At 67.4% G+C, this 26,110-nt stretch carries 28 protein-coding genes; 20 read left to right on the forward strand and 8 right to left on the reverse strand.

The features are described 5' to 3' along the window. Window positions 1-88 precede the first annotated feature (88 nt). From AC56LU_RS09585 to ybgF, 4 genes are all read left to right on the forward strand, one after another. On the forward strand, window positions 89-970 hold the full coding sequence (locus tag AC56LU_RS09585) for a PhzF family phenazine biosynthesis protein (protein WP_497175357.1): 882 nt from the start codon (window positions 89-91) through the stop codon (window positions 968-970). Window positions 971-997: 27 nt separating this feature from the next. Beyond that, on the forward strand, window positions 998-1,531 hold the full coding sequence (locus tag AC56LU_RS09590; RefSeq protein WP_497175358.1) for a DinB family protein: 534 nt from the start codon (window positions 998-1,000) through the stop codon (window positions 1,529-1,531). A gap of 110 nt (window positions 1,532-1,641) precedes the next feature. Next, window positions 1,642-1,998, forward strand: coding sequence for an excalibur calcium-binding domain-containing protein (locus AC56LU_RS09595; RefSeq protein WP_497175359.1), 357 nt, complete (start codon window positions 1,642-1,644; stop codon window positions 1,996-1,998). Window position 1,999: 1 nt separating this feature from the next. Further along, the gene (gene ybgF / locus AC56LU_RS09600) at window positions 2,000-2,770 is read left to right on the forward strand and encodes a tol-pal system protein YbgF (RefSeq protein ID WP_497175360.1); all 771 of its coding nucleotides are present in this window, start codon (window positions 2,000-2,002) and stop codon (window positions 2,768-2,770) included. A gap of 37 nt (window positions 2,771-2,807) precedes the next feature. On the opposite strand, the gene AC56LU_RS09605 is transcribed toward ybgF, so the two are convergent. Next, on the reverse strand, window positions 2,808-4,052 hold the full coding sequence (locus tag AC56LU_RS09605; RefSeq protein WP_497175361.1) for a glycoside hydrolase family 1 protein: 1,245 nt from the start codon (window positions 4,050-4,052) through the stop codon (window positions 2,808-2,810). A gap of 140 nt (window positions 4,053-4,192) precedes the next feature. Between AC56LU_RS09605 and AC56LU_RS09610 the strand changes: the two genes are divergently transcribed. The 8 genes from AC56LU_RS09610 (at window position 4,193) to AC56LU_RS09645 (ending at window position 13,579) form a co-directional block, all read left to right on the forward strand. Beyond that, complete coding sequence (locus AC56LU_RS09610; protein ID WP_497175362.1) at window positions 4,193-4,561, forward strand: hypothetical protein; 369 nt, start codon at window positions 4,193-4,195, stop codon at window positions 4,559-4,561. Window positions 4,562-4,622: 61 nt separating this feature from the next. After that, complete coding sequence (locus tag AC56LU_RS09615; RefSeq protein ID WP_497175363.1) at window positions 4,623-6,611, forward strand: TonB-dependent receptor; 1,989 nt, start codon at window positions 4,623-4,625, stop codon at window positions 6,609-6,611. Window positions 6,612-6,685: 74 nt separating this feature from the next. Further along, window positions 6,686-7,072, forward strand: coding sequence for a hypothetical protein (locus AC56LU_RS09620; protein WP_497175364.1), 387 nt, complete (start codon window positions 6,686-6,688; stop codon window positions 7,070-7,072). A 76-nt stretch (window positions 7,073-7,148) separates the two neighbouring features. After that, on the forward strand, window positions 7,149-8,357 hold the full coding sequence (locus AC56LU_RS09625) for a TolC family protein (protein ID WP_497175365.1): 1,209 nt from the start codon (window positions 7,149-7,151) through the stop codon (window positions 8,355-8,357). Beyond that, a complete protein-coding gene (locus tag AC56LU_RS09630; protein ID WP_497175366.1) occupies window positions 8,354-8,917 on the forward strand; it encodes a hypothetical protein in 564 nt (187 codons plus the stop codon). Before AC56LU_RS09625 ends, AC56LU_RS09630 begins: the two co-directional genes overlap by 4 nt. A gap of 2 nt (window positions 8,918-8,919) precedes the next feature. Further along, complete coding sequence (locus AC56LU_RS09635) at window positions 8,920-10,029, forward strand: efflux RND transporter periplasmic adaptor subunit (protein ID WP_497175367.1); 1,110 nt, start codon at window positions 8,920-8,922, stop codon at window positions 10,027-10,029. Between the two features lie 7 nt (window positions 10,030-10,036). Beyond that, window positions 10,037-13,144, forward strand: coding sequence for an efflux RND transporter permease subunit (locus AC56LU_RS09640; RefSeq protein ID WP_497175368.1), 3,108 nt, complete (start codon window positions 10,037-10,039; stop codon window positions 13,142-13,144). A 60-nt stretch (window positions 13,145-13,204) separates the two neighbouring features. Next, window positions 13,205-13,579, forward strand: coding sequence for a hypothetical protein (locus AC56LU_RS09645; protein ID WP_497175369.1), 375 nt, complete (start codon window positions 13,205-13,207; stop codon window positions 13,577-13,579). 26 nt (window positions 13,580-13,605) lie between these two features. Here the strand turns inward: AC56LU_RS09645 and AC56LU_RS09650 are convergent, their stop codons facing one another. Then, complete coding sequence (locus AC56LU_RS09650) at window positions 13,606-14,052, reverse strand: hypothetical protein (RefSeq protein ID WP_497175370.1); 447 nt, start codon at window positions 14,050-14,052, stop codon at window positions 13,606-13,608. Between the two features lie 115 nt (window positions 14,053-14,167). Between AC56LU_RS09650 and AC56LU_RS09655 the strand changes: the two genes are divergently transcribed. The 6 genes from AC56LU_RS09655 to rnk all read left to right on the forward strand — a co-directional run bounded on the left by AC56LU_RS09655 (window position 14,168) and on the right by rnk (window position 20,471). After that, a complete protein-coding gene (locus AC56LU_RS09655; RefSeq protein ID WP_497175371.1) occupies window positions 14,168-14,509 on the forward strand; it encodes a TfoX/Sxy family protein in 342 nt (113 codons plus the stop codon). A gap of 280 nt (window positions 14,510-14,789) precedes the next feature. Continuing rightward, the gene (gene paoA, locus AC56LU_RS09660) at window positions 14,790-15,452 is read left to right on the forward strand and encodes an aldehyde dehydrogenase iron-sulfur subunit PaoA (RefSeq protein WP_497175372.1); all 663 of its coding nucleotides are present in this window, start codon (window positions 14,790-14,792) and stop codon (window positions 15,450-15,452) included. Continuing rightward, window positions 15,449-16,399, forward strand: coding sequence for an FAD binding domain-containing protein (locus tag AC56LU_RS09665; RefSeq protein ID WP_497175373.1), 951 nt, complete (start codon window positions 15,449-15,451; stop codon window positions 16,397-16,399). Before paoA ends, AC56LU_RS09665 begins: the two co-directional genes overlap by 4 nt. Before the next feature lie 14 nt (window positions 16,400-16,413). Continuing rightward, complete coding sequence (locus AC56LU_RS09670) at window positions 16,414-18,672, forward strand: molybdopterin cofactor-binding domain-containing protein (RefSeq protein ID WP_497175374.1); 2,259 nt, start codon at window positions 16,414-16,416, stop codon at window positions 18,670-18,672. Window positions 18,673-18,792: 120 nt separating this feature from the next. Beyond that, a complete protein-coding gene (locus tag AC56LU_RS09675; protein WP_497175375.1) occupies window positions 18,793-19,737 on the forward strand; it encodes a hypothetical protein in 945 nt (314 codons plus the stop codon). Between the two features lie 326 nt (window positions 19,738-20,063). Beyond that, complete coding sequence (rnk, locus tag AC56LU_RS09680) at window positions 20,064-20,471, forward strand: nucleoside diphosphate kinase regulator (RefSeq protein WP_497175376.1); 408 nt, start codon at window positions 20,064-20,066, stop codon at window positions 20,469-20,471. Here rnk and AC56LU_RS09685 read toward each other — a convergent pair. Both AC56LU_RS09685 and AC56LU_RS09690 read right to left on the reverse strand, forming a co-directional pair. After that, complete coding sequence (locus AC56LU_RS09685) at window positions 20,468-21,697, reverse strand: ATP-binding protein (protein ID WP_497175377.1); 1,230 nt, start codon at window positions 21,695-21,697, stop codon at window positions 20,468-20,470. The genes rnk and AC56LU_RS09685 overlap by 4 nt on opposite strands. Continuing rightward, window positions 21,684-22,385: a response regulator transcription factor gene (locus tag AC56LU_RS09690; RefSeq protein ID WP_497175378.1), complete on the reverse strand. Its 702-nt coding sequence runs from the start codon at window positions 22,383-22,385 to the stop codon at window positions 21,684-21,686. The genes AC56LU_RS09685 and AC56LU_RS09690 overlap by 14 nt, the downstream gene beginning before the upstream one ends. A 129-nt stretch (window positions 22,386-22,514) precedes the next feature. On the opposite strand from AC56LU_RS09690, the gene AC56LU_RS09695 reads away from it, so the two are divergent. Then, a complete protein-coding gene (locus AC56LU_RS09695) occupies window positions 22,515-22,991 on the forward strand; it encodes a nuclear transport factor 2 family protein (protein WP_497175379.1) in 477 nt (158 codons plus the stop codon). Between the two features lie 145 nt (window positions 22,992-23,136). Further along, on the forward strand, window positions 23,137-24,060 hold the full coding sequence (gluQRS, locus tag AC56LU_RS09700; RefSeq protein ID WP_497175380.1) for a tRNA glutamyl-Q(34) synthetase GluQRS: 924 nt from the start codon (window positions 23,137-23,139) through the stop codon (window positions 24,058-24,060). Here the strand turns inward: gluQRS and AC56LU_RS09705 are convergent. From AC56LU_RS09705 to AC56LU_RS09720, 4 genes are all read right to left on the reverse strand, one after another. Next, window positions 24,053-24,643 (reverse strand): CHRD domain-containing protein, encoded by a 591-nt coding sequence (locus tag AC56LU_RS09705; RefSeq protein WP_497175381.1) that lies wholly within the window; start codon window positions 24,641-24,643, stop codon window positions 24,053-24,055. The genes gluQRS and AC56LU_RS09705 overlap by 8 nt on opposite strands. 153 nt (window positions 24,644-24,796) lie before the next feature. After that, complete coding sequence (locus tag AC56LU_RS09710) at window positions 24,797-25,261, reverse strand: DUF421 domain-containing protein (protein WP_497175382.1); 465 nt, start codon at window positions 25,259-25,261, stop codon at window positions 24,797-24,799. A 39-nt stretch (window positions 25,262-25,300) separates the two neighbouring features. Then, window positions 25,301-25,516, reverse strand: coding sequence for an oxidoreductase-like domain-containing protein (locus tag AC56LU_RS09715; protein ID WP_497175383.1), 216 nt, complete (start codon window positions 25,514-25,516; stop codon window positions 25,301-25,303). A gap of 2 nt (window positions 25,517-25,518) precedes the next feature. Then, window positions 25,519-25,899: a BlaI/MecI/CopY family transcriptional regulator gene (locus AC56LU_RS09720; RefSeq protein ID WP_497175384.1), complete on the reverse strand. Its 381-nt coding sequence runs from the start codon at window positions 25,897-25,899 to the stop codon at window positions 25,519-25,521. Window positions 25,900-26,110: the final 211 nt, after the last annotated feature.

Here is a 26,110-nt window from a genome sequence, read left to right on the forward strand (position 1 = left end):
AAGCGGACTTCGGTCCGCTTTTTTGTTTGTTGCGGCGAGTGCGGTTACACTCGCTGTCAGTCCTTTTTCCCACATACCGGGAGCAAACATGGCACGCCTACCCATCAAAACCGTCGACGTCTTCACCACCGTCCCGTTCAAGGGCAATCCGGTCGCCGTCGTGCTCGACGCCACCGGGCTCTCGACCGGTCAGATGCAGCAGATCGCCAGCTGGACGAACCTGTCCGAAACCACCTTCGTGCTGCCGCCGACGGAGCAGGGTGCGGATTACCACGTCCGCATCTTCACGCCCGGTTCTGAACTACCGTTCGCCGGCCACCCGACGATCGGCACCGCGCATGCCTTGCTGGAAGCGGGCATCGTGCAAGCCAAGGATGGCGCCCTGGTGCAGCAATGCGGCGCCGGGCTGGTCAAGCTGAGCGTCGAAGGAGGAGGGCAGGGCGGCGCTCCCTGGATCTCGTTCGAGCTGCTCGCGCCAGGTTTTACCGCCTTGGACCCGCGCGAGGCCGCGGAACTGGAAGCCATCCTCCGCGCCGACCTGGAAGTGAACGTCGTGCCCTACCTGGTCGATGTCGGCCCACGCTGGGTGATCGCCCAGCTGACCAGCGCCCGCGCGGTACTGGCCTGCGAGCCGGACCTGCAGCGCATGAAGGCGCAGGACACCAAGGGCAGGCATACGGGCGTGGTCATCTTCGGCGAGCATGATCCGGGCAGCGAGGCCGGCATCGAAGTGCGCGCCTTTGCGCCGGCCCATGGCGTCAATGAGGATCCGGTGTGCGGCAGCGGAACCGGTGCCGTGGCGGCCTACCTGCGCCATACGCGGCAGCTCGGCAGCTTCGGCACTGACCTGCTGGCCACCCAGGGTGAAATGGTCGGGCGTGCAGGACTGCTGCGACTGTCGATCTCGGACGAGGCGATCCTGGTCGGCGGCCAGGCGCTCACCTGTATCGACGGCACGCTGTCCGTCTGAACGAACCAGCAAAGGAAACAAGCCAGCATGCCGACACGGGAAGATATAGTTTTATTTGCCTCTTATAACGCATCCATGAACGGCAAGCTGTATGCCGCTGTAGCGACCCTTCCCAAGGAGGTGCTGGACGCGGACCGGGGCGCTTTCTTTGGTTCGATCCTCGGCACCCTGAACCACATTGTCGCTGGCGACACCATCTGGCTGCGCCGCTTCATGGGACATCCCTCAGGCTTCCACTCCCTGGCGTCGATGGCCGACATCGCGCCTCCAACAGGGCTCGCCTTCCGATACAGCGACGACCTGGAGACGCTGCTGAAACATCGCCAGCGGTTGGACGCGATCCTCACGGACCTGGCGGCGGAGGTATCGGATGCAGACCTGGCCCAGCCGCTCGCGTACAAAAATGCGCGCGGGGACAACCTGAAGCATTTCGGCAGCCTGCTGCTGCATCTTTTCAATCACCAGACCCATCATCGCGGCCAGGCAAGTACGCTGTTATCTCAATCGGGCGTCGATATCGGCGTCACCGACCTGCTGGAGTGGATTCCCGACCATCGTTGATGCTTCCAGTTTGAAATATTTATTGCCCGAAAATCCGTAACTAATTAACATCGACCGTGGTTACTCAGTAGTCGCGAGTATTGGTCGTCCTGAATTCGGTCGGGTGAAATATGAAACAGCATGTTCGCGTCTTGGTACTGGCAGCTGCCGGCGTCGTGCCGCTCGGCGCGAGTGCCCATGGCGGTGGCCTGAATGCCGAGGGTTGCCACAACAATCGCAAGATTGGTGACTACCATTGCCACCGCAGTCCCGCAAAGGCGCCGGTTTCCAGTGCCTCAGGCCCCGGCCTGGCCCCGCCGAACACCAGCGCGCCGGGAGGTACGCGCAGCCGAAGCGCGTTCGCCAATTGCGCGGCGGCGCGCGCGGCAGGCGCGGCGCCGGTGAGACTGGGCGAGCCAGGTTACGGCGCCCACCTCGATCGCGATGGAGATGGCATCGGCTGTGAACCCTACCGTGGACGACGCTAGCATGCACTTTAAGCGCGCACTCCTTGCCGCTATCCTGGCCGCCTGCCTGCCCCTGCAAGCGGGGGCCGGACTGCTCGACGACGACGAAGCCCGCAAGGCCATCCTGGCGCTCAGCGCGAAAGTCGACAGCAAGCTGCGCGACATTGATGCACTCATGCGCGACCTCCATACGCGCCTCGATACCAAGGGCGACAAGACGATCGGTCTCGACATGCTGAACCAGCATGAACAAACCATGCGCGAACTGGCAGTCCTGCGTGGCCAGATCGAGGTACTGACGCACGACATCGCCAACGCACGGAAAAACCAGAAGGACTTGTACGCCGACCTCGATGCGCGCATCAAGCAGCTCGAGCTGCCCCAGGCGCCAGCCGATAGTCGGGTCGCCCAGGCCGCTTCGGCGGAACAACGATCCTACGAAACCGTGATGAACACCTTCAAGGCAGGTGACTACAAGGACGCCGCCACCGGCCTGCATGCCTTCCTGCGCCTGTTCCCGCATTCCGACAACGCGGCCGATGCCCGGTACTGGCTGGGCAACGCCTACTTTGCCCAGGGCGACTACAAGAAAGCCATCGCGGCCCACGAGACCCTGGTCGCCCACCATGGCGACAGCAGCAAGGTGCCCGAGGCGATGCTCAACATCGCCGCCAGCTTCTCCCAATTGAACGACAAGAAGAACGCGCGGAAATCGCTTCAACAGCTGATCGCAACGCATGCGGGAACGGACGCCGCGAGTATCGCCAGATCGCGGCTGGCGCAACTGAAATAGACCAGTCCCTCAGTGCCAGTCCCTCAGTGCCAATCCCTTAGTGCCAATCTTTATCGGGCTGCACATTCAACCGGTGCGCCGCATCCACCACATCCTGCAAGTCCACCGGATCGCTGAGCGGATCCGCGTCCAGGCTGGTGACCCGGTTCAGCTCCTTCTGCCAGCGCCGCAGTTCCTCGACGTAGGCCTGGTTCGGCACCCGTTTCAGGTCGCCGACATCCTCGACCAGGTCGCAGATGCCGTTGCCCACCCATTCGCCGGTATGCCAGTCCGGCATGTCGACCGCGGGGAACAGGCACACGCCCTGCAGGTCCATGCCGCGCCGTACCGCCGCCAGCGACTCGCCCATCACGTCGCGCAGCCAGTCGGGGCGACCCTGTCCGAGGCCGCTGGTTTCGCCGATGATCATCGGCCTGCGGTAGCGTTGCCATACCGTGTCGAGCATGTCGCACAGCGGCGCGATGCGATCGTCGCCGGGGGGCAGCGGCGCATGCGGCCCGCTCTCGCGGTATTCCATCTGCCCGAAGGAATACACGTTGGCGCCGACGATGTCCAGGATCTCGGGCGAGCCGCCGTATTCCGGGTTTTCGCGCCCGCTGATGATGTCCCAGGCCAGGAAGGTGTCGACATGGGTCTCGTGGCGCGCGGCCTCGATCTGGTCGGGGCGGTCGCGCGGCGCCACCACCCGCACCAGCGGATCGATGTGCACCATGCGCGCTTGCGGATCGATGTCGCGGATCGCCTTTACCCCGGCGATGGCGGCGCGGCACAGTGCCTTCAGGAGGCGGTCGCGGTCTTCGCGCGAACAGCGGTAGGGCGCGGCCCATCCCCATTCGCCGGCGCAGAAAGAGAAAAAGGTGATCTCATTGATGGGCGTGAAGAAGTGCGGGCCAGGGACTTTCGGCAGCACGTATTCGGCGGCGGCGCGGCAGTATCGGGCGAAGCGGTCGGCAAACTCGCTTGAGAACGGATCGAGATCGTCCGGATAGCCGTAATGGCAGAGGTCCCAGATCGGCGTGATTTTTGAGGCGTTCATGGCTTCGATGTAGGAATCGACCATGGAAAAGTCGTATGCGCCGCCCCGGTCCACCAGCGGCCAGGGAATGCCCTCGCGCGACACGGCGATGCCGAGGGTGTTCAGGAGGCGGTAATCCTCGGCGGCGTGACGGTCGTGCCCTGTCTCGGCAACCAGGTTGCGCCGCCTGCCGTCTTTCCACAGGAAGTTGGAGCATTCGAAGCCGGACAGGAAGAAAGTAGGGAAGATGCCGGGATGCCGTGCCATGCGTCGCTCCTTATGGGTTCGGTTGCCTAGCATGCCACGTTTGCGGCGCGTGCCGCGCATGCCCGCTTTCAGTCCACCTTCCACGGCGTTATAATTCCTGCCTTCAGTAGCGTCCACGATCCGGTCCCTCATCAATTCAGATGTTCGCCAAGCACCCACGCATCCATTCAACCCGCGCCGTCATTGCATTGCTGCTGACGTTGGCGATGGTGTTTGCGCACTGGCAGGGCCTGGCGCACCGGGTCGCGCACGCCTGGCAGACTCCTTCGGCCACGGTCGACACCGCCGACATTGGCGCGGCGGCCCCGCATCAGAGTACCGACCAGAAGACCGTCTCGCATTCCTGTCTCGCCTACGACGCCGCCACGGTGGCGCCGGCGCTCGGCACGCCGCCCTGCACGACGATCGCCTTGCCGCCGGCCCGCGTGCTGGCCCAATGGACCGCATTCGCATCCTGGCATGCGCCGTTCACGCCGTATTTCTCTTCCCGCGCTCCTCCCGTCGCCTGATGTCCTGATTCCCTGACCCGTCCGTACGGGTCCGTCCTCGTTTCGTTTCAAGGAATTCATCATGCACGTCCAGCGTACCCTCCTGGCGAGCGCGGTTCTCGCCGCACTCGCGCCACTGTCGTTCGCCCAGACCACCGCCAAGCCCGTCGCGACCGTCGTCGTCACCGCCAGCCCCTTCAATGCCACCGAAGGCGACCAGATCCTCACGCCGGCCAAGGTGCTGGCCGGCGACGAACTGCGCAGCAAGCTCGGTAGCTCGCTGGGCGACACGCTGTCGAACGAACTGGGCGTGTCGGCCTCGGCTTTTGGGGCCGGCGCCTCGCGTCCGATCATCCGCGGCCTGGAAGGCAACCGCGTCAAGGTGCTGGAAAACGGCATGTCGGTGTCCGACCTGTCCGGCCTGTCGAACGACCATGCCGTCACCGGCGAAGCGGCCACCGCGCGCCAGATCGAGATCCTGCGCGGGCCGGCGGCGCTGCTGTATGGTTCGGGCGCGATCGGCGGCCTGGTCAACGTCGTCAACGAGCGCATTCCGACGGAATTGCACGAGCATCCCACCGGCGTGCTGGAGACCCGCTACAGCAACGTCGATCATGGCCGCGCCGTCTCGTTCTCGGGCGACGCCGCCAGCGGCCAGGTCGCGCTGCACGTGGATGGCAGCGGGCGCGACGCCGGCGATTACCACGTGCCGGGGCAGCCGGCCGGCGACACGCTCGTCAATTCCTCGCTGCGCCAGCACACGCTGGGCGCCGGCGCTTCCTACATCGGCGCCCGCGGCTTCCTGGGCGCCTCGGTCAGCTCGCTGAAAAAGAACTACGGCATCCCGGGCGGCGAGGGCGCGACGATCGACCTCGACCAGACCCGCTACGACATCGATGGCCAGCTCGACGCGCCGATGGCGGGCTTCGAGAAGCTGCGCTTCAAGGCCGGCTATTCCGACTACGGCCATGTGGAATTGAATGCCGAGGGCGGTCCCGAAACCCTGTTCTCGAACCGCTCGACGGAAACGCGGCTGGAGCTGACCCACAAGCCACTCAGTGGCTTATTGAATGGCTGGGAAGGCAGCTTCGGCATCCAGACCGAGCACACCCGCTTTTCGGGCCTGAGTGCGGACAGCGGCGAAGCTGCGACCGTGCCGGTGACCGTATCGGATACCCACGCCGCCTTCCTGGTCGAGCAGCGCCAGTTCGGCAAGACGCGGGTCAACGCCGGCGTGCGGGTGGAATCGGTCAAGCGCGAACCGGAAGGCGGCGCACGCCACCGCAGCTTCGATTTGCTGTCCTACTCGGCGGGCGCGGTCTGGCCCCTCGCCAAGGACTACACGGTGGGCGTCACCGCCTCGGTGGCCCAGCGCGCGCCCGGCACCGACGAGCTGTATTCGGGCGGCCCGCACGAGTCGACCCTGACCTACGACATCGGCAATCCGAATTTCAAGAAGGAGACCTCGCGCAACCTGGAACTCTCGTTCCGCAAGGTCGAGGGGCTGGTGCGCTGGCAGGTCAACCTGTTCGAGAACCGGGTGCGCGACTTCATCTACGGCGAAGTCAACGACACCCTGCTCGACGACGAAGGGAATCCGGGCGACGAACTGCGCGAGCGCATCTTCCGCCAGGCCGATGCGACGATCCGCGGCATGGAGGCCGAGATCAGCTACAACCAGCATCCGCACGTGCAGGGACTGTCGCTGCGCGCCTTCGGCGACCTGTCGCGCGGCTCGCTCGACGACGCCGGCAGCCTGCCGCTGCAGCCGGCCAAGCGCATCGGCCTGGAGGCCGGCTACCGCCAGGGCGCCGTGCGCGGCGGCGTCTCGGTGCTGCGCGCCCTGAAGCAGGAGCGCCTGGCCTCGTTCGAGTCGACGCCGACCCCGGCCTATACCCAGCTGGATGCCAACCTGTCGTACACCCAGCGCTTGCGCAAGGTGGACCTGACCTGGTTCATCATCGGCAAGAACCTGCTCGACGAGGACATCCGCATCTCGACTTCGGTGCTGAAGGACGTCGCGCCGCTGCCGGGACGCAACCTTACCGTCGGCGTGCGCGCGGCGTTTTGATCCGGCGCGTGCGGCCGGCCTGAACCTGCCGGCCGCCGCGCTGCTATAATCGGCGCATTCCCCGAGGTGAACCTGTGCGCCGGATTATCGTCATCTTTCTGCTGCTCTGCCTGCCCCTGTATGGTTTCGCCATGCAGGGTGGCTTGACGCAGGCCTACGGCGCAGGCACGCTCGCGCACGCGGTGGCGCACGACGAAGGCATCCTCCACCATCACCACGACGACGACAGCTCGGTCCACTACGACGCATCCGAGAAGTCGCTCGCCCATGCGCAGGACCACCACTCCTGCGCGCAGGCGATCGACCTGTTGCTCCCACCGCTCATCGTTCCGCCGGAACAACGGCTGTCCCGCGTGCTCGCCCCCGCTGCCGAAGCGGTGCCGGAGCCTTTCCTCGACGGACCACGAAAACCGCCCCGCCTCGCCCCCGGCCACGCCGCCGGGGGATTGACGCACGCCTGAACGGAGCCTAGCGCGCGACCTGGTCGCGCCCGTGCGTCATCTCCCGGTGATTTCGATTTTCACCGATGGAGAACACATGCGCACCCGCCGCCTGTCCCTTTACCTGCTCGGTGCTGCTGTCGCCCTGCCATGCTGGGCCCTTGCAGCGCCACCCGCCACATTGAAAAACGCCGTCGACGGCGCCTGGCAGCGCGTGCCCGACGCGCGCACGATCGAAGCGCGCCAGAGCGAAGCCGCGGCGGTGCGCGCCACGGCTGGCTCGTGGCTTGCCGCGCCGCCCGCGCTCGGCCTGTCCCATCGACGCGACGAGAGCGGGTCGGAACGTGCGCAGCGCGAATCCGAGATATCTGTCTCGTCCTCCTTCTGGCTGCCGGGCCAGAAGACGGCCAGGGAAGCGCTGGCCGCGCGCAGCACCATCGAGGCGAGCACGCAGCTGGCCGCCACCCGCCTGGCCGTGGCCGGGCTGGTGCGCAGCCGGATGTGGGAAGCAGCCAGCGCCCAGGTCACGCTGGAAGAAAAGCAGGATCACCTGCACCATCTCGAAGGATTCGCCGGGGAGGTGGAGCGCCGCGTCAAGGCCGGCGACCTGGCGCGCAGCGACGCGCTGCTGGCCAACCAGGAAGTGCTGGCCGCACGCATCGAGGTCGGCAAGGCCCGCAGCGCCGCCGCCGAAGCGCTGGCGCGCTTCCAGGTCCTGACCGGACTTCCGGAACTGCCCGCGCTGGAACCGGAGCCGTTGCGCGAAGGCGAGGCGCCCGCCAATCCACGCCTGGCGGCGGCCCTGGCGTCCGAGCTGCGCGCGCGCGCCGCCCTGCGCCTGGCCGAAGTGAACCGTTCCGCGCCGCCGACCGTCGCGCTGTCGGTGCGCCGCGAAGACGAGCGGACCTTCCGGGAGCCGGTCCGCAGCGTCGGCCTTGCCCTGCAGATTCCGTTCGGCAGCGCCGCACGCAACCGCGGCGTCGAAGCCCAGGCCCGGACCACGATCGCGACCGCCGCCGCCGAAGCGGCCGAGGCCCAGGCGAACCTCGGCGCCGACCTCGCCATCGCACGCGAACGCCTCGCGAATGCCAGGACGGCGCTGGAGGATGCCATTGCCCGCGCCAGGGCCTTGCACGAGCACACCGCGCTGTTCGACAAGGCGTTCCGCCAGGGCGAGCGCGGCCTGGCCGACCTGCTGCGCTCGCGCGCCCTCACCCATGAGGCCGACGTCGCCGTGGCCCAGCAAAAAGTCGCAGTCGGGCACGCCCATGCGCAACTCAATCAAGCATTAGGAATTCTTCCATGAAAATCTTGACCCTGTTTTTCGCCGCCATGCTCGCCATACTCACCACCTTGCAGGCAGCGGCCGGTCCCGGCGCGCATGGGCCGAACGGCGAACACCTCGACGCCCCGGCCAGCGCCGCCGGCGCCGCGCTGCCGCGCATCGAGACCTTTACCGAAGCCTTCGAGCTGGTCGGCCAGCTCTCGGGGGGCGAACTGTCGATCATGATCGACCGCTACGAGACCAATGAGCCGGTGCTGAATGGCGTGCTGGAAGTCCAGTACAAGAACCTCAAGGCGAAGGCCACCTTCCATGCCGACATGGGCGACTACGCCGTCGACGATCCGGCCCTGCTCGCCGCGCTGTCGAAGCCGGGCGCGCATCCGCTGCTGTTCACCCTGGTGGCAGGCGAGGAGAGCGACCTGCTGGAAGGGACGCTGCAGGTCGCGCAGGCGTCCGCGGAGCTGGACCACGATCATGAAGATGCCGCGTGGCGCCCGTGGCTGCTGGCGGCCGTCGCGGCGCTTGCCGTCGCTGCGCTGGTGTTCGTCGTGCGCCGCAAGCGTCAACCCAAGGAAGCCTGAGCATGAAACATCGCATTGTCATCGGCATCCTCGCCGGCCTTTTCACGACCTCGCTGCTGGCGTCTCCCGGCGCCCACGGTCCCAACGGCGAGCACCTCGACGAGCAGGCGGCCGGCACGGTCAGCGGCCTGGCGCGCCTGCCGGACGGCAGCGTCAACGTGCCGAAACCGGCGCAGCGCCGCATGGGCGTGCGCACCCTGATGGTGAAGGAGGGCGAGTTCGCGCGCACGGTCCTGCTCAACGGCCGGGTTGCGATCGACCCGAATGCCGGCGGCCGGGTGCAGGCGCCGTTCGCGGGACAGATCGCGCCGGGCCCGAACGGCTTGCCGGTTGCCGGACAGCGCGTGGCGAAAGGGCAGGTGCTGGCGCGCCTGCGCCCGCTCGGCGACGCCATCGAACGCGGCAACCAGGCCGCCGAACTGGCCGGACTGCGCGCCAGCCGCGAACTGCTGGCCAAGCGCGTGAAGCGCCTGGAATCGCTGGAAGGCGTGGTGCCGGCCAAGGAAGTGGAAGCGGCGCGCGCCGAGCTGGCGTCGACCGTCGGCCGCGAGCGCGCCGTGGCGAAGTCGATCGGCGGCGTGGAAAGCATCGTCGCCCCAAGCAGCGGCATCCTCGCCAGCGCGGCGGTGCTCAACGGCCAGATGGTGGAATCGCGCGAGGTGCTGTTCGAGATCGTCGATCCGACGCAGATGCTGGTCGAGGCCCTGTCCAGCGACGCTTCGCTCGCGCGCAGGATCAGCAGCGCAACGCTGCGCGACGTGGCGGATGTCGAGCTCACCCTGCTGGGAGGCGGCCGCAGCCTGCGCGAGGGCGCGCTGCCGCTGAACTTCCGCGCGCGCGGCAAGGCCCTCGACCTGGCCATCGGCCAGCCGGTGACCGTGCTGGCGAAGCTCGACACCAGGGTGAAGGGCATCGCCCTGCCGGCGGCGGCGCTGGCCCGCAACCCGGCCAATGAAACCGTGGTGTGGATCAAGTCCGGCGCCACGCGCTTCATCGCGCTGCCGGTGGAGTCGACCGCACTCGATGCGGGGACGGTCATCGTCACGAAAGGGCTAAGCCCGGACAACAGGGTGGTCGTCAGCGGCACTTCCCTGATCAACCAGATCAGGTAAGGCGCCCATGTTCAATACCATAGTCAGTTTCAGCCTGCGCAACCGCCTGTTCGTGCTGGTGGGGGCGCTGCTGCTGATGGTCTACGGCGCCTGGACCGCCTTGCGTACTCCCGTGGACGTGTTCCCCGACCTGAACAAGCCGGTCGTCACGGTGCTGACCGAGGCGGGCGGCATGGCGCCTGAGGAAGTCGAGCAGCTGGTCTCGTTCCCGATCGAGACCTCGCTCAACGGCATGCCGGGCGTGACCCGGGTGCGCTCGGTGTCCGGCGTCGGCCTGTCCATCGTGTATGCCGAATTCGACTGGGGTACCGATGTCTACCGCAACCGCCAGCTGGTGTCGGAGCGCATCACCCTGGTCAAGGAACAGCTGCCGGGGAATCTCGCGCCGATGATGGGGCCGGTGTCCTCGATCATGGGCGAGATCATGCTGATCGCGCTGCCGATCGACGTCGCCAGGACCGATCCGATGAAGGCGCGCGAGTATGCCGACTTCGTGCTGCGTCCGCGCCTGCTGTCGATTCCCGGCGTGTCGCAGGTGATCCCGATCGGCGGCGAGGTGCGCCAGCTGCGCGTGCAGCCCGACACCGCGCGCATGGCGCAGTTCAAGGTGTCGCTGGAGCAGGTATTGACCGCGCTGCGCGGCTTCGCGGCCAACACGAGCGGCGGCTTCATCGACCTGAACAACCGCGAGTACCTGATCCGCAACCTGGGCCGCACCACGCGCCTGGAGGACGTGGGCGGCCTGGCCGTGGCCTACCGCAACGGCATGCCGGTGCTGCTGGAACAGGTGGCGAGCGTCGCCTACGCGCCGGCCTTCAAGCGCGGCGATGCCGGCATGAACGGCAAGCCGGCGGTGATCGTGAGCGTGCAGAAGCAGCCCGCCGGCGACACCGTGCGCCTGACGCGGGAAATCGAGTCCGCGCTGGCGGAACTGGCGCAGGGACTGCCGGCAGGCATCTCGCCGCCGACCGTGCTGTTCCGCCAGGCGAACTTCATCGACGCCTCGATCGGCAACGTGGTCGAAGCGCTGCGCGACGGCGCGATCCTGGTCGCGATCGTGCTGTTCGCCTTCCTGCTCAGCGCCCGCACCACGCTCATTTCCCTGGTCGCCATTCCGCTGTCGCTGGCGGTGACGGCGCTGGCCTTCCACCTGCTGGGCCAGTCGATCAACGTGATGACCCTGGGCGGCCTGGCGATCGCGATCGGCGAACTGGTGGACGACGCGGTGGTCGACGTCGAGAACATCCTGCGCCGGCTGAAGGAACGCGACCAGACCGGGCCGACGGTGCAGACCGTGCTGGAGACCATCTGGCATGCCTCGGTCGAGGTGCGTTCCGGGATCGTCTACGCCACCGTGATCGTGGTGCTGGTGTTCATGCCGCTGTTCGCGCTGCCGGGCATCGAGGGCAGGCTGTTCGCGCCGCTGGGCATCGCCTACATTGCCTCGATCCTGGCCTCGATGCTGGTGTCGATGACGGTCACGCCGGTGCTGTCCTATTACCTGCTGCCGCAAATGAAGCGCCTGCACCAGGGCGACAGCCCGGTCGTGCGGCGCCTGAAGCAGTGGGACACGGCCGCGCTGGCGTGGTCGCTGCCACGCATCCGTCTGGTCCTGGCGGGCGCGCTGATCGTGGTGCTGGCCGCCGCGGCCTCGGTGCCGTTCTTCCCGCGCGCCTTCCTGCCGGCCTTCAACGAAGGCTCGCTGGTGATGGGCATGACCTTCGTTCCCGGCACCTCGCTGGCGGAGGCCAACCGCATGGGGGCGCTGGCCGAGACCCTGATCGCCCGGGTGCCGGAAGTGACCAAGGTCGGGCGCCGCACCGGACGCGCCGAGTTGGACGAGCATGCCGAGGGCGTACACTCGTCCGAGCTCGACATCGACCTGAAGGCATCGGAGCGCAGCCGCGAGGAGATCATGGCCGCCATCCGCAACCAGCTCGCGAGCATCCCGGCCGCGGTGGCGATCGGCCAGCCGATCTCGCACCGTCTCGACCACCTGCTGTCCGGCGTGCGCGCCCAGATCGCCCTCAAGATCTACGGCGACGACCTCGACACCCTGCGCGGCCTGGCCGACGGCCTGCAGGGCCGGCTGCGCGCGGTGCCGGGCCTGGTCGACCTGTCGGTCGAGCGCCAGGTCTTGATCCCGCAGGTCAAGGTGCGCATCGACTATCGCAAGGCGGCGCAGCACGGCCTGGCGGCCGGCGACGTGCTGCAGGCCCTGCAGGCGCTGTCGGAGGGCACGCGCGTGACGCAGGTGATCGACGGCGCGCGCCGCTACGACCTGGTGGTGCGCCTGGCGGACGTCGACCGCTCGCCGGAGGACCTGGGCCGCGTCATGCTCGACAGCCCCGCAGGGCCGGTTCCGCTGACCAGCGTGGCCACGGTGGAAGAGGGCGACGGCCCGAACCAGATCGGCCGCGAAAACGGCCGCCGGCGCATCGTCGTGTACGCCAACACCGACGGCTCCAGCATGTCGCACATCATCGCCGACGTGCGCAAGCAGGTCGCCGCGACCCGGCTGCCGGGCGGCTACTTCGTGAGCGTCGAAGGCCAGTTCCAGGCGCAGGAACAGTCGCAGCGCCTGATCATGGGCCTGTCGCTGGCCTCGCTGGTGCTGATCTTCCTGGTGCTGTATTCGCGCTACCGTTCGTCGACGCTGGCGCTGGTCATCATGGGCAACATCCCCTTTGCCCTGGTCGGCAGCGTGATCGCGATGTGGATCGCGGGCGTGTCGCTGTCGGTCGCCTCGATGGTCGGCTTCATTACCCTGGCCGGCATCGCCACGCGCAACGGCATCCTCAAGATCAGCCACTACATCAACCTGTGCAAGTTCGAAGGCGAGACCTTCGGCTGGCCGATGATCGTGCGCGGCTCGATCGAGCGCCTGACGCCGGTCTTGATGACGGCGCTGGTGGCCGCCTTTGCGCTGACGCCGCTGCTGCTGGCGGCGGACGCGCCGGGCAAGGAGATCCTACACCCGGTGGCGGTGGTCATCTTCGGTGGCCTGATCAGTTCGACGCTGCTGGATTCGCTGCTGACGCCGTTGATCTTCTGGAAGGTCGGACGGCGTCCGCTCGAGCGCCTGTTGGCCGAGAAGCACGGCGACAGCTATTGATTCGATGGGCCGAGTGGCGGCGCCCATCGCGAGCCGCCACGTGTTTTCTGGAGTACGAACATGAAGAAGATCCTTGCAATCGCGCTGGTGTCGGCCGGCGTCATCCTGTCAGGCCAGGCCTTCGCACACGGCGCCAAGCCCAAGCACGGCGGCATCGTGCAGGCCGCGGGCGACCTGTCCTTCGAGCTGGTGGCCAAGGACGGTGCCACCACCATCTACGTCGACGACCACGGCAAGGACAAGCCGACCGCGGGCGCAACCGGTACCTTGACCGTGCTGAAGGGCACGCAGAAGACCGCGCTGCCGCTGGAATCGGGCGGCGCCAACACGCTGGTCGTGAAGGGCAATGCCGTCCTGGCGAAGGGCAGCAAGGCCGTGGCGTCCGTGAGCTTCGCCGACAAGAAGACCGTCAGCGTGCGCTTCTCGGTCAGGTAAGCCTGGCGCCTGCTGCCGCGGCTGGATCAGCGGGTCCAGTTGCACTTGCCGCGCAGGATGGCGGCGGCCCAGAATGGCGCGGCATACAGGCCGCCGACGCCGATCACATAGTCGCCCAGCACGGTCTTGGCGACGAAGCTGTGCGGCTGGTGCTTGAGGGGATCGGGATCGAGGCAGTGCGCTTTCTTCGCTTCCGACACCTTGCGTGCGAATTCGCGATAGGGGCGGCTGCTCAGGACATCGCCGGCGCCCGGTACTGCGCTCAAGGGCATGTCGTCCAGGGTGGCGCGGACGGCAGCCCTGATGGCTTCTTCACTGGGACGCGCACCAGCCAGGGGCGCCGCGGGAGGTGTTGCCGGGATTCCGAAGGGATCGACCGGCGCGGGCTTGCGTGCATCCTGCGCCTCCGCATGGACCGGGACCGCCGGGGCAAGCGCGAAGAATACGAACATCGTCAGGAGCAGGGCTTTCATCGTCATGGCGCAGAGTGGATGGCCTGGCGACTCTACCCGAACGCATTGCCATATTCTTAAGTCTGCATGAAGCGCTGCATTATTATGTGGATCGGATAAACGAGGAGGAAAGCAGATGGGAACCGAGCGCAGCTTCGTCGACTACGTCACCGAGGTGGCCGGGCTGGGCAGCCGGCTGACCCACAAGAAGATGTTCGGCGAATATGCCGTGTACCTGGACGGCAAGGTGGTCGCTTTCGCCTGCGACAACAGCCTGTTCGTCAAGCCCTCGCAAGCCGTGGCCACCCTCGCGCCGGACCTGCCGCAGGGGCCGCCGTATCCCGGCGCAAAGGACTATCCGATCGCCGACGAACTGCTCGACGATCCCGAGGCGCTGCGCCGCCTGCTCGAGGACACCGCGGCCCTGATGCCGCTGCCGAAGCCGAAGAAGCCGCCGGCGAGCAAACGCCCCACCTGACAGCAGGCGCCGAGCCTGTCGGCGATTTCATGAGCGGGTGTACTGACAAGTGCACGGTATTCATGAATGCCATTCATAAGCCCTTGCATTTTTCACATGCAGTGCGGCCCGATCGCGCCCCTACAATCCCGTGCTGGCGCACCGAAGCGAACTGCACGCCGTAAAAGTTAGAAAAGCGCTATGTTCTTGGCTTCGGTTCCAAATGCGCGTTTTCGTCAAATCAACAGGCGTCCAGCTGCGCCGCCGTTCCAATCAGCAACTCTTCAAGAAAGGATGCACGATGCCCGACTTCGATCCAAACCGGCGCCAGCTGCTCAAGGCGTCGACCGTCGCCGTCGGCGGTGTGGCCGTGGCCTCCCAGCTCGCGACGCCTGCCGCGGCCGCGCCCGCCGCCCAGCCGGCGGCCTCCACGACGCCTTCCACCATGAGCATCCGCCTGAAAGTCAACGGCATCGAGCACCAGCTGATGGTCGATCCGCGCACGACGCTGCTCGACGCGCTGCGCGACCGCCTGCACCTCACCGGCAGCAAGAAGGGCTGCGACCAGGGCCAGTGCGGCGCCTGCACGGTGCTGGTCGACGGCCGCCGCACGACCTCGTGCCTGACCCTGGCCGTGATGCAGGAAGGCCACGAGGTCACCACCATCGAAGGCCTGGGCATCCCGACCAACCTGCACCCGCTGCAGCGTGCCTTCATCAAGCACGACGGCTACCAGTGCGGCTTCTGCACCCCGGGCCAGATCTGTTCGGCCGTGGGCATGCTGGAAGAGATCCGCGCCGGCGCGCCGAGCCACGTCACGCTCGATCTCAACGCCAATGCGCCGCTGAGCGAGATGGAATTCCGCGAGCGCATGAGCGGCAACATCTGCCGCTGCGGCGCCTATTCGAACATCCAGGAGGCGATTGCCGAAGTGGCCGGTGTCACCACGGGAGCGAAGCGATGAAAGCCTTTACCTACGAACGGGCGACCAGCCCGCAGGAAGCCGCCGCCGCTGCCGCACGCAACCCGAACACGCGCTTCGTCGCGGGTGGCACCAACCTGCTGGACCTGATGAAGCTCCAGATCGAAACGCCGTCCCACCTCATCGACGTCAACGACCTCGCGCTCGACCGCATCGAGCCGGCGCAGAACGGCGGCCTGCGCATCGGCGCGCTGGTGCGCAATGCCGACCTGGCGGCCGACGGCCGCGTGCGGCGCGACTACGCGGTGTTGAGCCGGGCGCTGGTGTCGGGCGCCTCGGGCCAGCTGCGCAACCAGGCCACCACCGCCGGCAACCTGCTGCAGCGCACCCGATGCCCGTACTTCTACGACACCAACATGCCCTGCAACAAGCGCAGGCCCGGCAGCGGCTGCAGCGCCACCGGCGGCTTCACCCGCCTGCACGCGATCGTCGGCCAGAGCGAGGCCTGCATCGCCACCCACCCGAGCGACATGGCGGTGGCGATGCGGGTGCTGGACGCCCAGGTCGAGACGATCGACCCGAGCGGCGCCACGCGCGTGATCCCGATCGCCGACTTCCACCGCCTGCCCGGCAACACGCCGCACATCGAGCACAGCCTGAAGCCCGGTGAGCTGATCACCGCGGTGACGCTGCCGCCGCCCGTCGGCGGCGTCCAGAGCTACCGCAAGGTGCGCGACCGCGCGTCCTATGCGTTCGCGCTGGTGTCGGTGGCCACCATCGTGCAGCGCGACGGCACCGGCCGGGTGGCGCTGGGCGGCGTCGCCCACAAGCCGTGGCGGGTCGAGGCGGCCGACGCGGCCTTCCCGCGCGGGGCGCAGGCCGTGGCCACGGCGCTCCTGCAGGGAGCACGCACCACCGAAGAGAATGCATTCAAGGTGCCGCTGGTCGAGCGCACGCTGGCCGCCGCAATGGCGGATGCCAAAGCATAAGCAAAGGGACAGCCATGAAATTCAACGAACCAGCCACCACCAACCCCATCGACCAGCTCAAGGTCGTGGGCCAGCCGATCGACCGCATCGACGGCCCGCTCAAGACCACCGGCACCGCGCCGTATGCGCTGGATCGCCATGACGTGGTGCCCAACCAGGCCCACGGCTACGTGATCGGTTCCGCCATTCCCACCGGGCGCATCGTCTCGATGGACCTGGCGGCGGCCAAGGCCGCGCCGGGCGTGATCGCCATCGTCACCGCCCAGAATGCCGGCAAGCTCGCCAAGGGCAATTTCAATACCGCGCTGCTGCTGGGCGGCCCGCGCATCCAGCACTACCACCAGGCCGTGGCGCTGGTGGTGGCCGAGACCTTCGAGCAGGCGCGCGACGCCGCCGGCCTGGTGCGCATCAAGTACGAACGCGAGAAGGGCGTATTCGACCTGGAGGCGGTGAAGAACAAGGCCATCGCGCCCAAGAAGGAAGCCGCCGAGACCAAGGTCGGCAACTTCACCGGCGCCTTCGCATCGAGCCCCGTGAAACTCGACGCCGAGTACCACACCGCGCACGAATCGCACATGATGATGGAGCCGCATGCCAGCGTTGCGGCCTGGGACGGCGACCAGCTCACGGTGTGGACCTCGAACCAGATGATCGCCTGGGCCAAGGGCGACCTGGCCAAGACCCTGGGCATCCCCAAGGACAAGGTGCGCGTGCTGTCGCCGTATATCGGCGGCGGCTTCGGCTCCAAGCTGTTCCTGCGCGCCGACGTGGTGCTGGCCGCGCTGGGCGCGAAGGCGGCCCGGCGGCCGGTGCGGGTGCCGCTGCAGCGCGCGCTGATCCCGAACAACACCACGCACCGCGCGGCGACCCTGCAGCGCATCCGCATCGGCGCCACGCGCGAAGGCAAGATCACGGCGATCGCCCACGAAAGCTGGTCCGGCAACCTGAAGGATGGCTCGCCGGAAAACGCGGCGACCCAGACCCGCGCGCTGTACGCGGGCGAACACCGCATGAGTGCCAACCGGGTGGCCGAGATGGACCTGCCGGAAGCGAACGCGATGCGCGCCCCGGGCGAGGCGCCGGGCATGGCGGCGCTCGAGATCGCGATGGACGAGATGGCGGAGAAGCTCGGCATGGACCCGGTCCAGTTCCGCATCGCGAACGACACCCAGGTGGTGCCGGACAATCCCGAAAAGCCCGCTTCGGCCGACCCGCAATCGAAAAAGCCCGAGAAGGAAAAGCACAACCCCCATCCGCCGTTCTCCAAGCGCCAGTACATCCAGTGCCTGCAGACCGGGGCCCAGCGCTTCGGCTGGGAACGCAGGGCCGCCAAGCCGGGCACGATGCGCGAAGGACGCTGGCTGGTCGGCATGGGTATGGCCTCGGCCTTCCGCGACAACCTGCTCATGAAGTCGGCGGCACGCGTGCGCCTGGACCGGCGCGGCATCCTGACGGTGGAAACCGACATGACCGACATCGGCACCGGCAGCTACACCATCATCGCGCAGACGGCCAGCGAGGTGATGGGCGTGCCGCTCGAGAAGGTGCGGGTGCGCCTGGGCGATTCGAGCCTGCCGGCGTCCTGCGGCTCGGGCGGCCAGTGGGGTGGCAACAATTCCTGCGCGGGGGTGTACGCCGCCTGCATGAAGCTGCGTGAGATGGTGGCGCGCCAGGCCGGGTTCGAACCGGAACGCGCCATCTTCGCCGATGGCCTGATCCGCGTGGGCGATCGCAGCCTGCCCCTGGGGCAGGCGGTGGGCGAGCGCGAACTGGTCGCCGAAGACACCATCGAGTACGGCGACATCGACAAGCGCTTCCAGCAGTCGACCTTCGGCGCGCACTTCGTCGAAGTCGGCGTCGATGCGGTCACCTGCGAGGTGCGCATCCGGCGCATGCTGGCGGTGTGCGCGGCCGGGCGCATCCTGAACCCCAAGACGGCGCGCAGCCAGGTGATCGGCGCGATGACGATGGGCGCCGGCGCGGCGCTGATGGAGGAGCTGGCCGTGGACAAGCGGCTCGGCTACTTCGTCAACCACGACCTGGCCGGCTACGAGGTGCCGGTGCACGCGGACATCCCGCACCAGGAAGTGATCTTCCTGGACGAGGTCGATCCGATGTCGTCGCCCATGAAGGCCAAGGGCATCGCCGAACTCGGCATTTGCGGCGTGGCCGCGGCCATCGCCAATGCCGTGTACAACGCGACCGGCGTGCGGGTGCGGGAGTATCCGATCACGCTCGACAAGCTGATCAGCAAGATGCCGCTGTCGGTGTAATCCCGGCGTGGCCGGCGCGGCCGGCCACGCTCCACGCACGCAATTCCGTCATTGTGATTATTGGCGTATTTGCACGCCCGCGTTTCTGCTATCCTGCGCCGTTTTGGTAGAAATCCCGCGATGCTGTCAGCACCACCGTCGATTCCTCTTCCTGTCACCCGCCACCGCATCGACTGGCTCCCGCTCGCAGCGGCATTCGCACTGCTGTCCTTCATGATCATGGTCTGGCGCTGGGGCGGCACCGTGGCCGACTCTCAGGCCTATTACGATACGGCGCGCTGGCTGCGTGGCGAGCTTCCGGTGAGTAGCCTGGTCGCCCCGTTTCCCTACCGGCTGCTGGTGCCTGCGCTGGCCGCCGCCATGCCCGGCGACCTGCGCAACGGCTTCGCCATGCTCAACTGGGTGCTGGTTACCGCCGGCGCCTGCCTGATGTCGGCCGTCGTGCTGCGCGCCGGACTCGGCCACAAGCGCGCCATCGCGGCAGGACTGATGATGATCGTCTCGCTGCCCACTTTCTGGTTCGCCCCCTATTTGCTGGTCGACCCGGGCTCGGTATGCGCGCGCACCGCCTTCGTGCTGGCCGTGCTGTCAGGCCAGCCGTGGCTGGCTGTCGCCGCAGGCCTCGTCGGCACCGCCCTGCGCGAAGAGAACATCCTGCTGCTGGTGTGGTTGCTCGCGATGCGCCGCATCGCCTTCGTGCCCGGCCTCGCCGTCCTGGCGGTAGCGGGAGCATGGATCCTGGCGGTGCGGTGGTGGCTCATCACCGGGCTGCCTGCCTATGCCTGGGTGCCGAGCCTGGCGCAGATGCTGCACGCGCTGCAGGACCTGCGCTCGCTGGCCACGATCGTGGGCAGCGCGTTCCTGGGCGTGCCGCTGGCGCTGCTGGGCTGGCGCGCCGCGCCGGCCGCGCTGCGGCCCTTCGCCGGCCTGCTGGTGCTGATGGCGCTGCCGCCGCTGTATGCGGCGCTGTGCGTGCGCGTCGACGGCCGCGCCGTGTGGGGCTTGTATCCCTTCCTGCTGCCGTTCGCGGTCTGTATTGGCCTGGATCGAAGCGTGCGGCGTTGACGGATTCTCCACAAGGGCTATACTGGTCCTTGTCTTTTCCTCAGCCACTCATGAATCCACCACGCTTCACATCGCCGCGCTCCAGCGCCTGCCAGCAGGGCAGGGGCTTTGCCGCGTCCGTCGAGCGTGACTGCGCCGCCGTATCGCGAGCGGTGCAGCAGTCGTGCCGCAACCTCGCCTGGCTCGTCCAGGCTCGGTGAGGACCGCATCCCCGCGTTTCTTTTTTTCGTCCTCCCGAGCCACCCCGATCCCGACCAGCCGGCCGCGCCATGCGGCCACATCCGCTATCTGCCCGCTACTTCGCGGGCAAACATCAGGAGTACACAATGAAACCCACCATCCTCGTCTCGTGGCTCGACATGGACCGCCTCGACCGCATGCTGGACTCCCTGCCTTCCGCGCAGGCCGGCGCGCGCGACGCGCTGCTCGATGAACTCGGCCGCGCCGGGCTCGCCGAACCCTGGGAAATGCCGCCCGATGTCGTCACCATGAACTCGCGCGTGCGCTTCGTCTTCGACGGTTCGGACCAGGAAACGACGATGACGCTGAGCTACCCGAAGGACATGAACGGCGAAGCCGACCGGCTGTCGATCCTGACCCCGGTCGGCACCGCGCTGCTGGGCCTGAAGGTCGGCGACAGCATCAGCTGGGAGCGTCCCGACGGCGCGCTGTTCGCGCTCAGCGTGCGCGGTATCGACTACCAGCCGGAGCGCGACGGGCAGTACCACCGCTAACTACGCTGAGGCGTGAAGTCGATCATGAAGCGGCTGCCGCCTTCCGCGCGCGCTTCGTAAATAAACCCGGCGCCGAGGAAGTCGCAGATGCGCCGCGCGAGCGCGAGCCCCAGTCCGGTGCCGCCCGATCCGCTGGAGGGCGAGCCGCCGCTGCCGAGGGTGGCCACCACTGCCGGCGGCAGGCCCGGGCCGGTATCTTCGACCACCACCTGGCCAGGCAGCAGCCGCACCACGACTTCGCCGCTGTCGGTGTACTGGCAGGCATTACGCACCAGGTTGCCGATGGCGGCCGCGCACAGGTCGCGCGGAGCACGCACCGCCAGCGCCGGGCCGTCGACGAAGCGCAGGGCGACCGGCTTGCCCGCCACCAGCATGCGGTATTTTTCGACTTCGTCTTCCGCCACCTGGTGCAGGTCGACCGGCGTGAGGGTGCGCAGGTCGGGCGCGCGCGCCAGCAGCAGGAGCACGGTGACCGATTCCGCGGCTTCGTGCGCGGCGCGGTAGATGCGTTCGGCCGGCGCGCGTACGGCGGGCGTGGACTCTTCCTGCATCAGGATCTCGGCCGCGCCCATGATCACGGTAAGGGGACTGCGCAGTTCGTGGCTGACGTCGCCGGTGAAGTAGCGTTCGCGGTCCAGGAAGGCACGCAGTTCGGCGGTATGGGCGTCGAGGGCGCGGGCCAGCACGCCCAGTTCGTCCTTGCGCCCGGTGAGCGCGCTAGGGGCGCGGTCGCTGCCGACCGCCTGCACCAGCGCACGGATCGGCGTGACCACGCGCGTGCCGAGGAAGCCGCCGAGCAGGGAGGCCAGCAGCACGAAGCCCACGAACACGGCGGCGAACAGCGAGTACACCACCAGCTCGATCTTGTCGTAGTCGCTTTCGTGGTCGACCAGCACCCAGCGGCCGCGCGCGTCCTGCCCGGCCAGCACGTGCAGGCGGGTGGGGCCGACATCGACCTTGTGCACGCCGTCCGGCAGGCCGCGCAGCGGCGCCGGAATTGCCGCCTCGCGGTGGAAGCGCAGGCCGGCCGGCATGTCCACATCCAGTCCCGCGGCCTGGCGCGGCGCAGCCCAGGCAAAGGCGGCTTCCAGCCGCTTGTCGACCAGCTGCACCTCGATGCCTTCCACCGCGATGGCTGCGATAAGGGTGAAGAACAGCGATGCGCCCAGGCCGAACAGGACGAAGGCGACGACGATGCGCCGCTTCAGGGAATCAGCGGGGCGCATCGCGCTGCGGGTCGGCCTGCACCAGCTTGTAGCCGACCCCGGCCACCGTCTGCAGCATCGCGGTGGCGAAGGGCTTGTCGATGGCCTGGCGCAGCGCATGGATGTGGGTGCGCAGGGCGTCGCTGTCGGGACGGTCTTCGCCCCACACGGCCTGCTCCAGGGTCTCGCGCGTGACGATGCGCGGCGCGCCGGCCAGCAGGCAGCGCAGCAGCGTGTAGCCGGTGCGGGTCAGCTGCACCGGCACGCCGGCGCGCGCGGCTTCCTGGGTGTCGGGGTCGTAGCTGAGTTCACCGAAGCGCATGGTCGCATGCAGTGCATGCGTGGCGGCCGAGCGGCGCACCAGGGCTTTCAGGCGCACTTCCAGCTCCACCAGCGAGAAGGGCTTGACCAGGTAGTCGTCGGCGCCGCTGTCGAAGCCGGCCACCTTGTCGGGCAGGCTGTCGCGCGCGGTCAGCATCAGGACCGGGGTCGACTTGCCGAGCTCCGCGCGGAGTTTCTGGCACAGCTCCAGCCCGTTCAAGCCGGGCAGCATGACGTCGAGGACGATCACGTCGTACTCGTTCTCCGAGGCCAGCGCCAGCCCGCCGTAGCCGTTGCGGGCGGAATCGAGCTGGTGGCCCTTCGGCTCCAGGAAACCGTAGAGGTTGGCGAGGATGTCCGGGTGGTCTTCGACGATGAGAATGCGCATGCACCTATTCTAGCGTCCCGGGTGTCAAGAAAGCGTTAAGGGTGAGCCGGCCATTGCGGCGTTGGCAAATGGCCATCTTTGCATTATTGTTGGCAGGTTCGACAATGTCGCCAGCCCTTGAGAGAGACCATGAACCGATTCCTTGCCGCCGCTTTCCTTTTCCTGAGCCTGTTCAGCACCGCCCATGCGGCCACCGATCCGGTCCTCACCAAACAGGTCAACGCATTCGTCGACGAATGGCACGACGACGCGGCCAACGCGCGCCTGGCCTATTTCGACAAGATCGCACCGGATGGCGTCTATATCGGCACCGACCGCACCGAACTGTGGAAGCGCGACGAATTCAAGGCCTGGGCCAAAAAGCAGTTCGAGCGCAAGTCGGCCTGGAGTTTCAAGGCCACCCGCCGCAACGTGTACGCATCGAGCGACGGTTCGCTGATCTGGTTCGACGAGCTGCTCGACACGCCGAACATGGGGCCGTGCATGGCCAGCGGCGTGATCCGCAAGACGGCCAAGGGCTTCGAGATCGTGCACTACCAGCTGTCGATGGCGGTGCCGAACGAGGTGGCGGGGCAGGTCACCAAGCTGATCGCCGGGGAAAAGTAGGGTGGGCAGGGTAATTTCGGGCAGTGCCCGGAATTACAAATGCCCACGCGGTGATAGCTAACGCGTGAATGATCGCGCAGGCTGGGTCACCGTGATTTGAACGCGTGGGCGGAGTACCCGCCCACCCTACGGGTATCATTACCGGATGTCGCACGTAAATTCTCCCTACATCGGCCGCTTCGCCCCATCCCCGACCGGCCCGCTGCACGCCGGCTCGCTCGTGGCGGCCCTGGCCAGCTATCTCGACGCGCGCGCCCACCACGGCAGCTGGCTGGTGCGCATCGAAGACATCGACGAAGGCCGCAGCGTGCCCGGGGCAGCCGAAAGCATCCTGGCGCTGCTGGACGCGCTGGGCATGCATGCCGACGGCGAGATCGTCTGGCAGAGCCGGCGCAAGCACCTGTACGCCGCGGCGGCCGAGCGCATCGTCGAACATACCTACCCCTGCGGCTGCAACCGGCGCGAGATCGCCGATTCGCGCCTGGGCTTCGCGCCCGACGGCGCCGCCATCTATCCCGGCACCTGCCGCTACGGCCTGTCCGACGGACGCGGCATGCGCAGCCTGCGCCTGCGCGTGCCGGAGCCGGGCTACGATGTCGTAAGCTTCGTGGATCGTTTCGCGGGCGAGGTGACGCAGCGCCTGCATGCCGAGTCGGGCGACTTCGTCCTGAAGCGCGCCGACGGCTTCTGGGCCTACCAGCTGGCGGTGGTGGTGGATGACGCCGAGCAGGGCGTCACCGATGTGGTGCGCGGTGCCGATTTGCTCGACTCCACGCCGCGCCAGGTCTTCCTGCAGCGCGTGCTCGGGGTGCCGACGCCGCGCTACCTGCACGTGCCCGTGGTGCGCAACGAGAACGGCGAAAAACTGTCGAAGCAGACCGGCGCGCTGGCGGTGGCGCCGGGCGACGAAACCGCTGCGGTGGAAGCGCTGCTGCAGGCCGCGCGCTTCCTCGGCTTGCGGCTCGACCGGCCGGCATCGCTGCACGCCTTCTGGCAGGCGGCGATACCGGCCTGGAGCCGGTTGCTGGCCAGCCGCGAGGGGGCCGGACTTCCCCCGGACCTTACTTGACCATGCCGGGCCGGCGCCGTGCCATCAGCGCCAGTCCGGCCAGGCCAACACCCAGCATTCCCCAGGTCGCCGGTTCCGGAATCGGCGCGGCCACGACGAAGCCGCGGATCTCGCCGCCCGGGTACTGGGTGGTGTGGATGTTGATGTAGGCCTGGTTGGCGGCCATCGCCTCGAGCAGCCCCGTGGCCGCGGAGGCCGCGGTGCCGCCGAACGAGGCCAGGAAGGCCGGATCATAGATGGCGGCGTCGGTCGCGTCGAATGTATAGCGGTATTCGCCTGCCGTGACGCCGGTCGGGAATTCGACGAGCGGCACCGCAACCGGCGCGACGCCGGTGAAGGCCTCGGTGGTGCAGCAGTGGATGTGGGCCGCGGTCGTGCTGCCGACCAGGTCGCGGAAAGGCACCTCGGCCCGCAGCAGCGTTCCATCGACCTCCACGGTGGCGACGCTCGACCCGGGCGACCCATTGGGCGGCGACTCGGCCGGGCCGCTGGACACGGCGCGATAGATGTCGGCACCCTGGGCCGCGGGGGCGAGCGCCGCTGTTGCAGCAGCCAGCGCAAGCGCGGTCAGTACTTTTTTCATGGCAGTCCTCCTGATTAGGAAAGAATCCGGACAGCACACCCGGCGGGTGTGCTGCTGAAAAAAGTAACCCAACAAATTCTGCATGGCCCACACCGTACGAGGGATAAAAGTACCGTGGGTATAGGTGTAAAAGAAAGATAATGACGGACTGGCTTACTGCGGGTTGCGCAGGATGGTGATCTCGCCGTCGGCCTCCAGGAAAGCGCACTTCATTTCCGAGCGTGGGCAGTCGTGCTCGCGCAGGGATTCCTCGAGGTCGGATTGGGACAGCCGGCAGTTGCGCACGACCTTGTCGAAAAACACGCCATCGCGGCCGATCAGCACGGCGCTGCCGTCCACGATTTTTTCGAACCGCTGGCTGCGCGAACTGCCCAGGGCCACCAGGGAATTGATGGCGACCAGCGTGGCTGCCGCGATCAGCCCGCCCAGCAGGGAGTCGTCGCCGCCGCTCAGCGAACTCGATACCGCTTCCGACAGCAGCATGACGACCAGCAGGTCAAAGGGCGTGAACTGGCCCACCGTCCGCTTGCCGGACAGGCGCACCATGACCAGTAGCAGGAGATACACGGCAAGCCCGCGTACGACGAATTCCCACCAGGGAAGATCCAAGTCGAACATATCCCCTCCACATGGACAGAGCCGATGAGTTCATTCTAATCAAAACGGCAAGCTTTCGGATTCAAGCGTGCCCTGCAGGACAGCGCAATGCGGAGGCGGCGGCATTGGAGGGTGGGCGGCTTCCCATGCGGCCAGTTCGCGCTCGTAGCGTTCGAGCGCTTCTTCGTACAGGTCGAACACGCAGGGCGTGCAGCCGCTGCGGCAGCAGTCTTCCAGGTCCGGCTGCACGGGCGGGACAGGACGCGCAAGCGGCATGTTCAATCGTCCCGGCTCAGGATCCGCTGGATTTCCTCGCGTTCCTTCTTGCTGACGTGGCCGCGCAGCGCGGCCAGCACCAGTTCCTTGCCGGAACCGGAGAAAGCCTTGTGGATCAAATCCTTGATGAGGCCGGCCTGGTGGGTGTCCTGCGGCTGGGCTGGCGCGTACACGTGGGCGCGTGCGCTTTCGTCGCGGGTGAGCAGGCCTTTCGCATGCATCATCTGCAGCAGGCGCAGCACGTTGGCATAGGGCATGTCGGGGCGCGTCTCGACCGCCGCCGCGTGCACCTGGCGTGCGGTGGCGGGGCCGAGCTGCCACAGCAGGCGCAGCATTTCCAGTTCGGATGGGGTCGGCTTGGCGGGAACGTCGGGTGTGCTCATGGACCTAGAATAAATGATCTAGATGGCGGAGTCGAGCCGTATCTTGCGCTGGCAGCCCGCAACTGGAACACGGCTCAGTGCACTGCGCACCCGTACACGCTGGTCGCAAGCCAACATCCGACTCACGCGATTGGGGGCCTGACGAGCATCAAGCCCCCGACGGTGCGCCCTCGGACAGGCGCATCCATCGCGGTAGACTTCACCGTTCGAG

The sequence above is a fragment of the Telluria sp. PB2R4 genome (assembly GCF_059685695.1).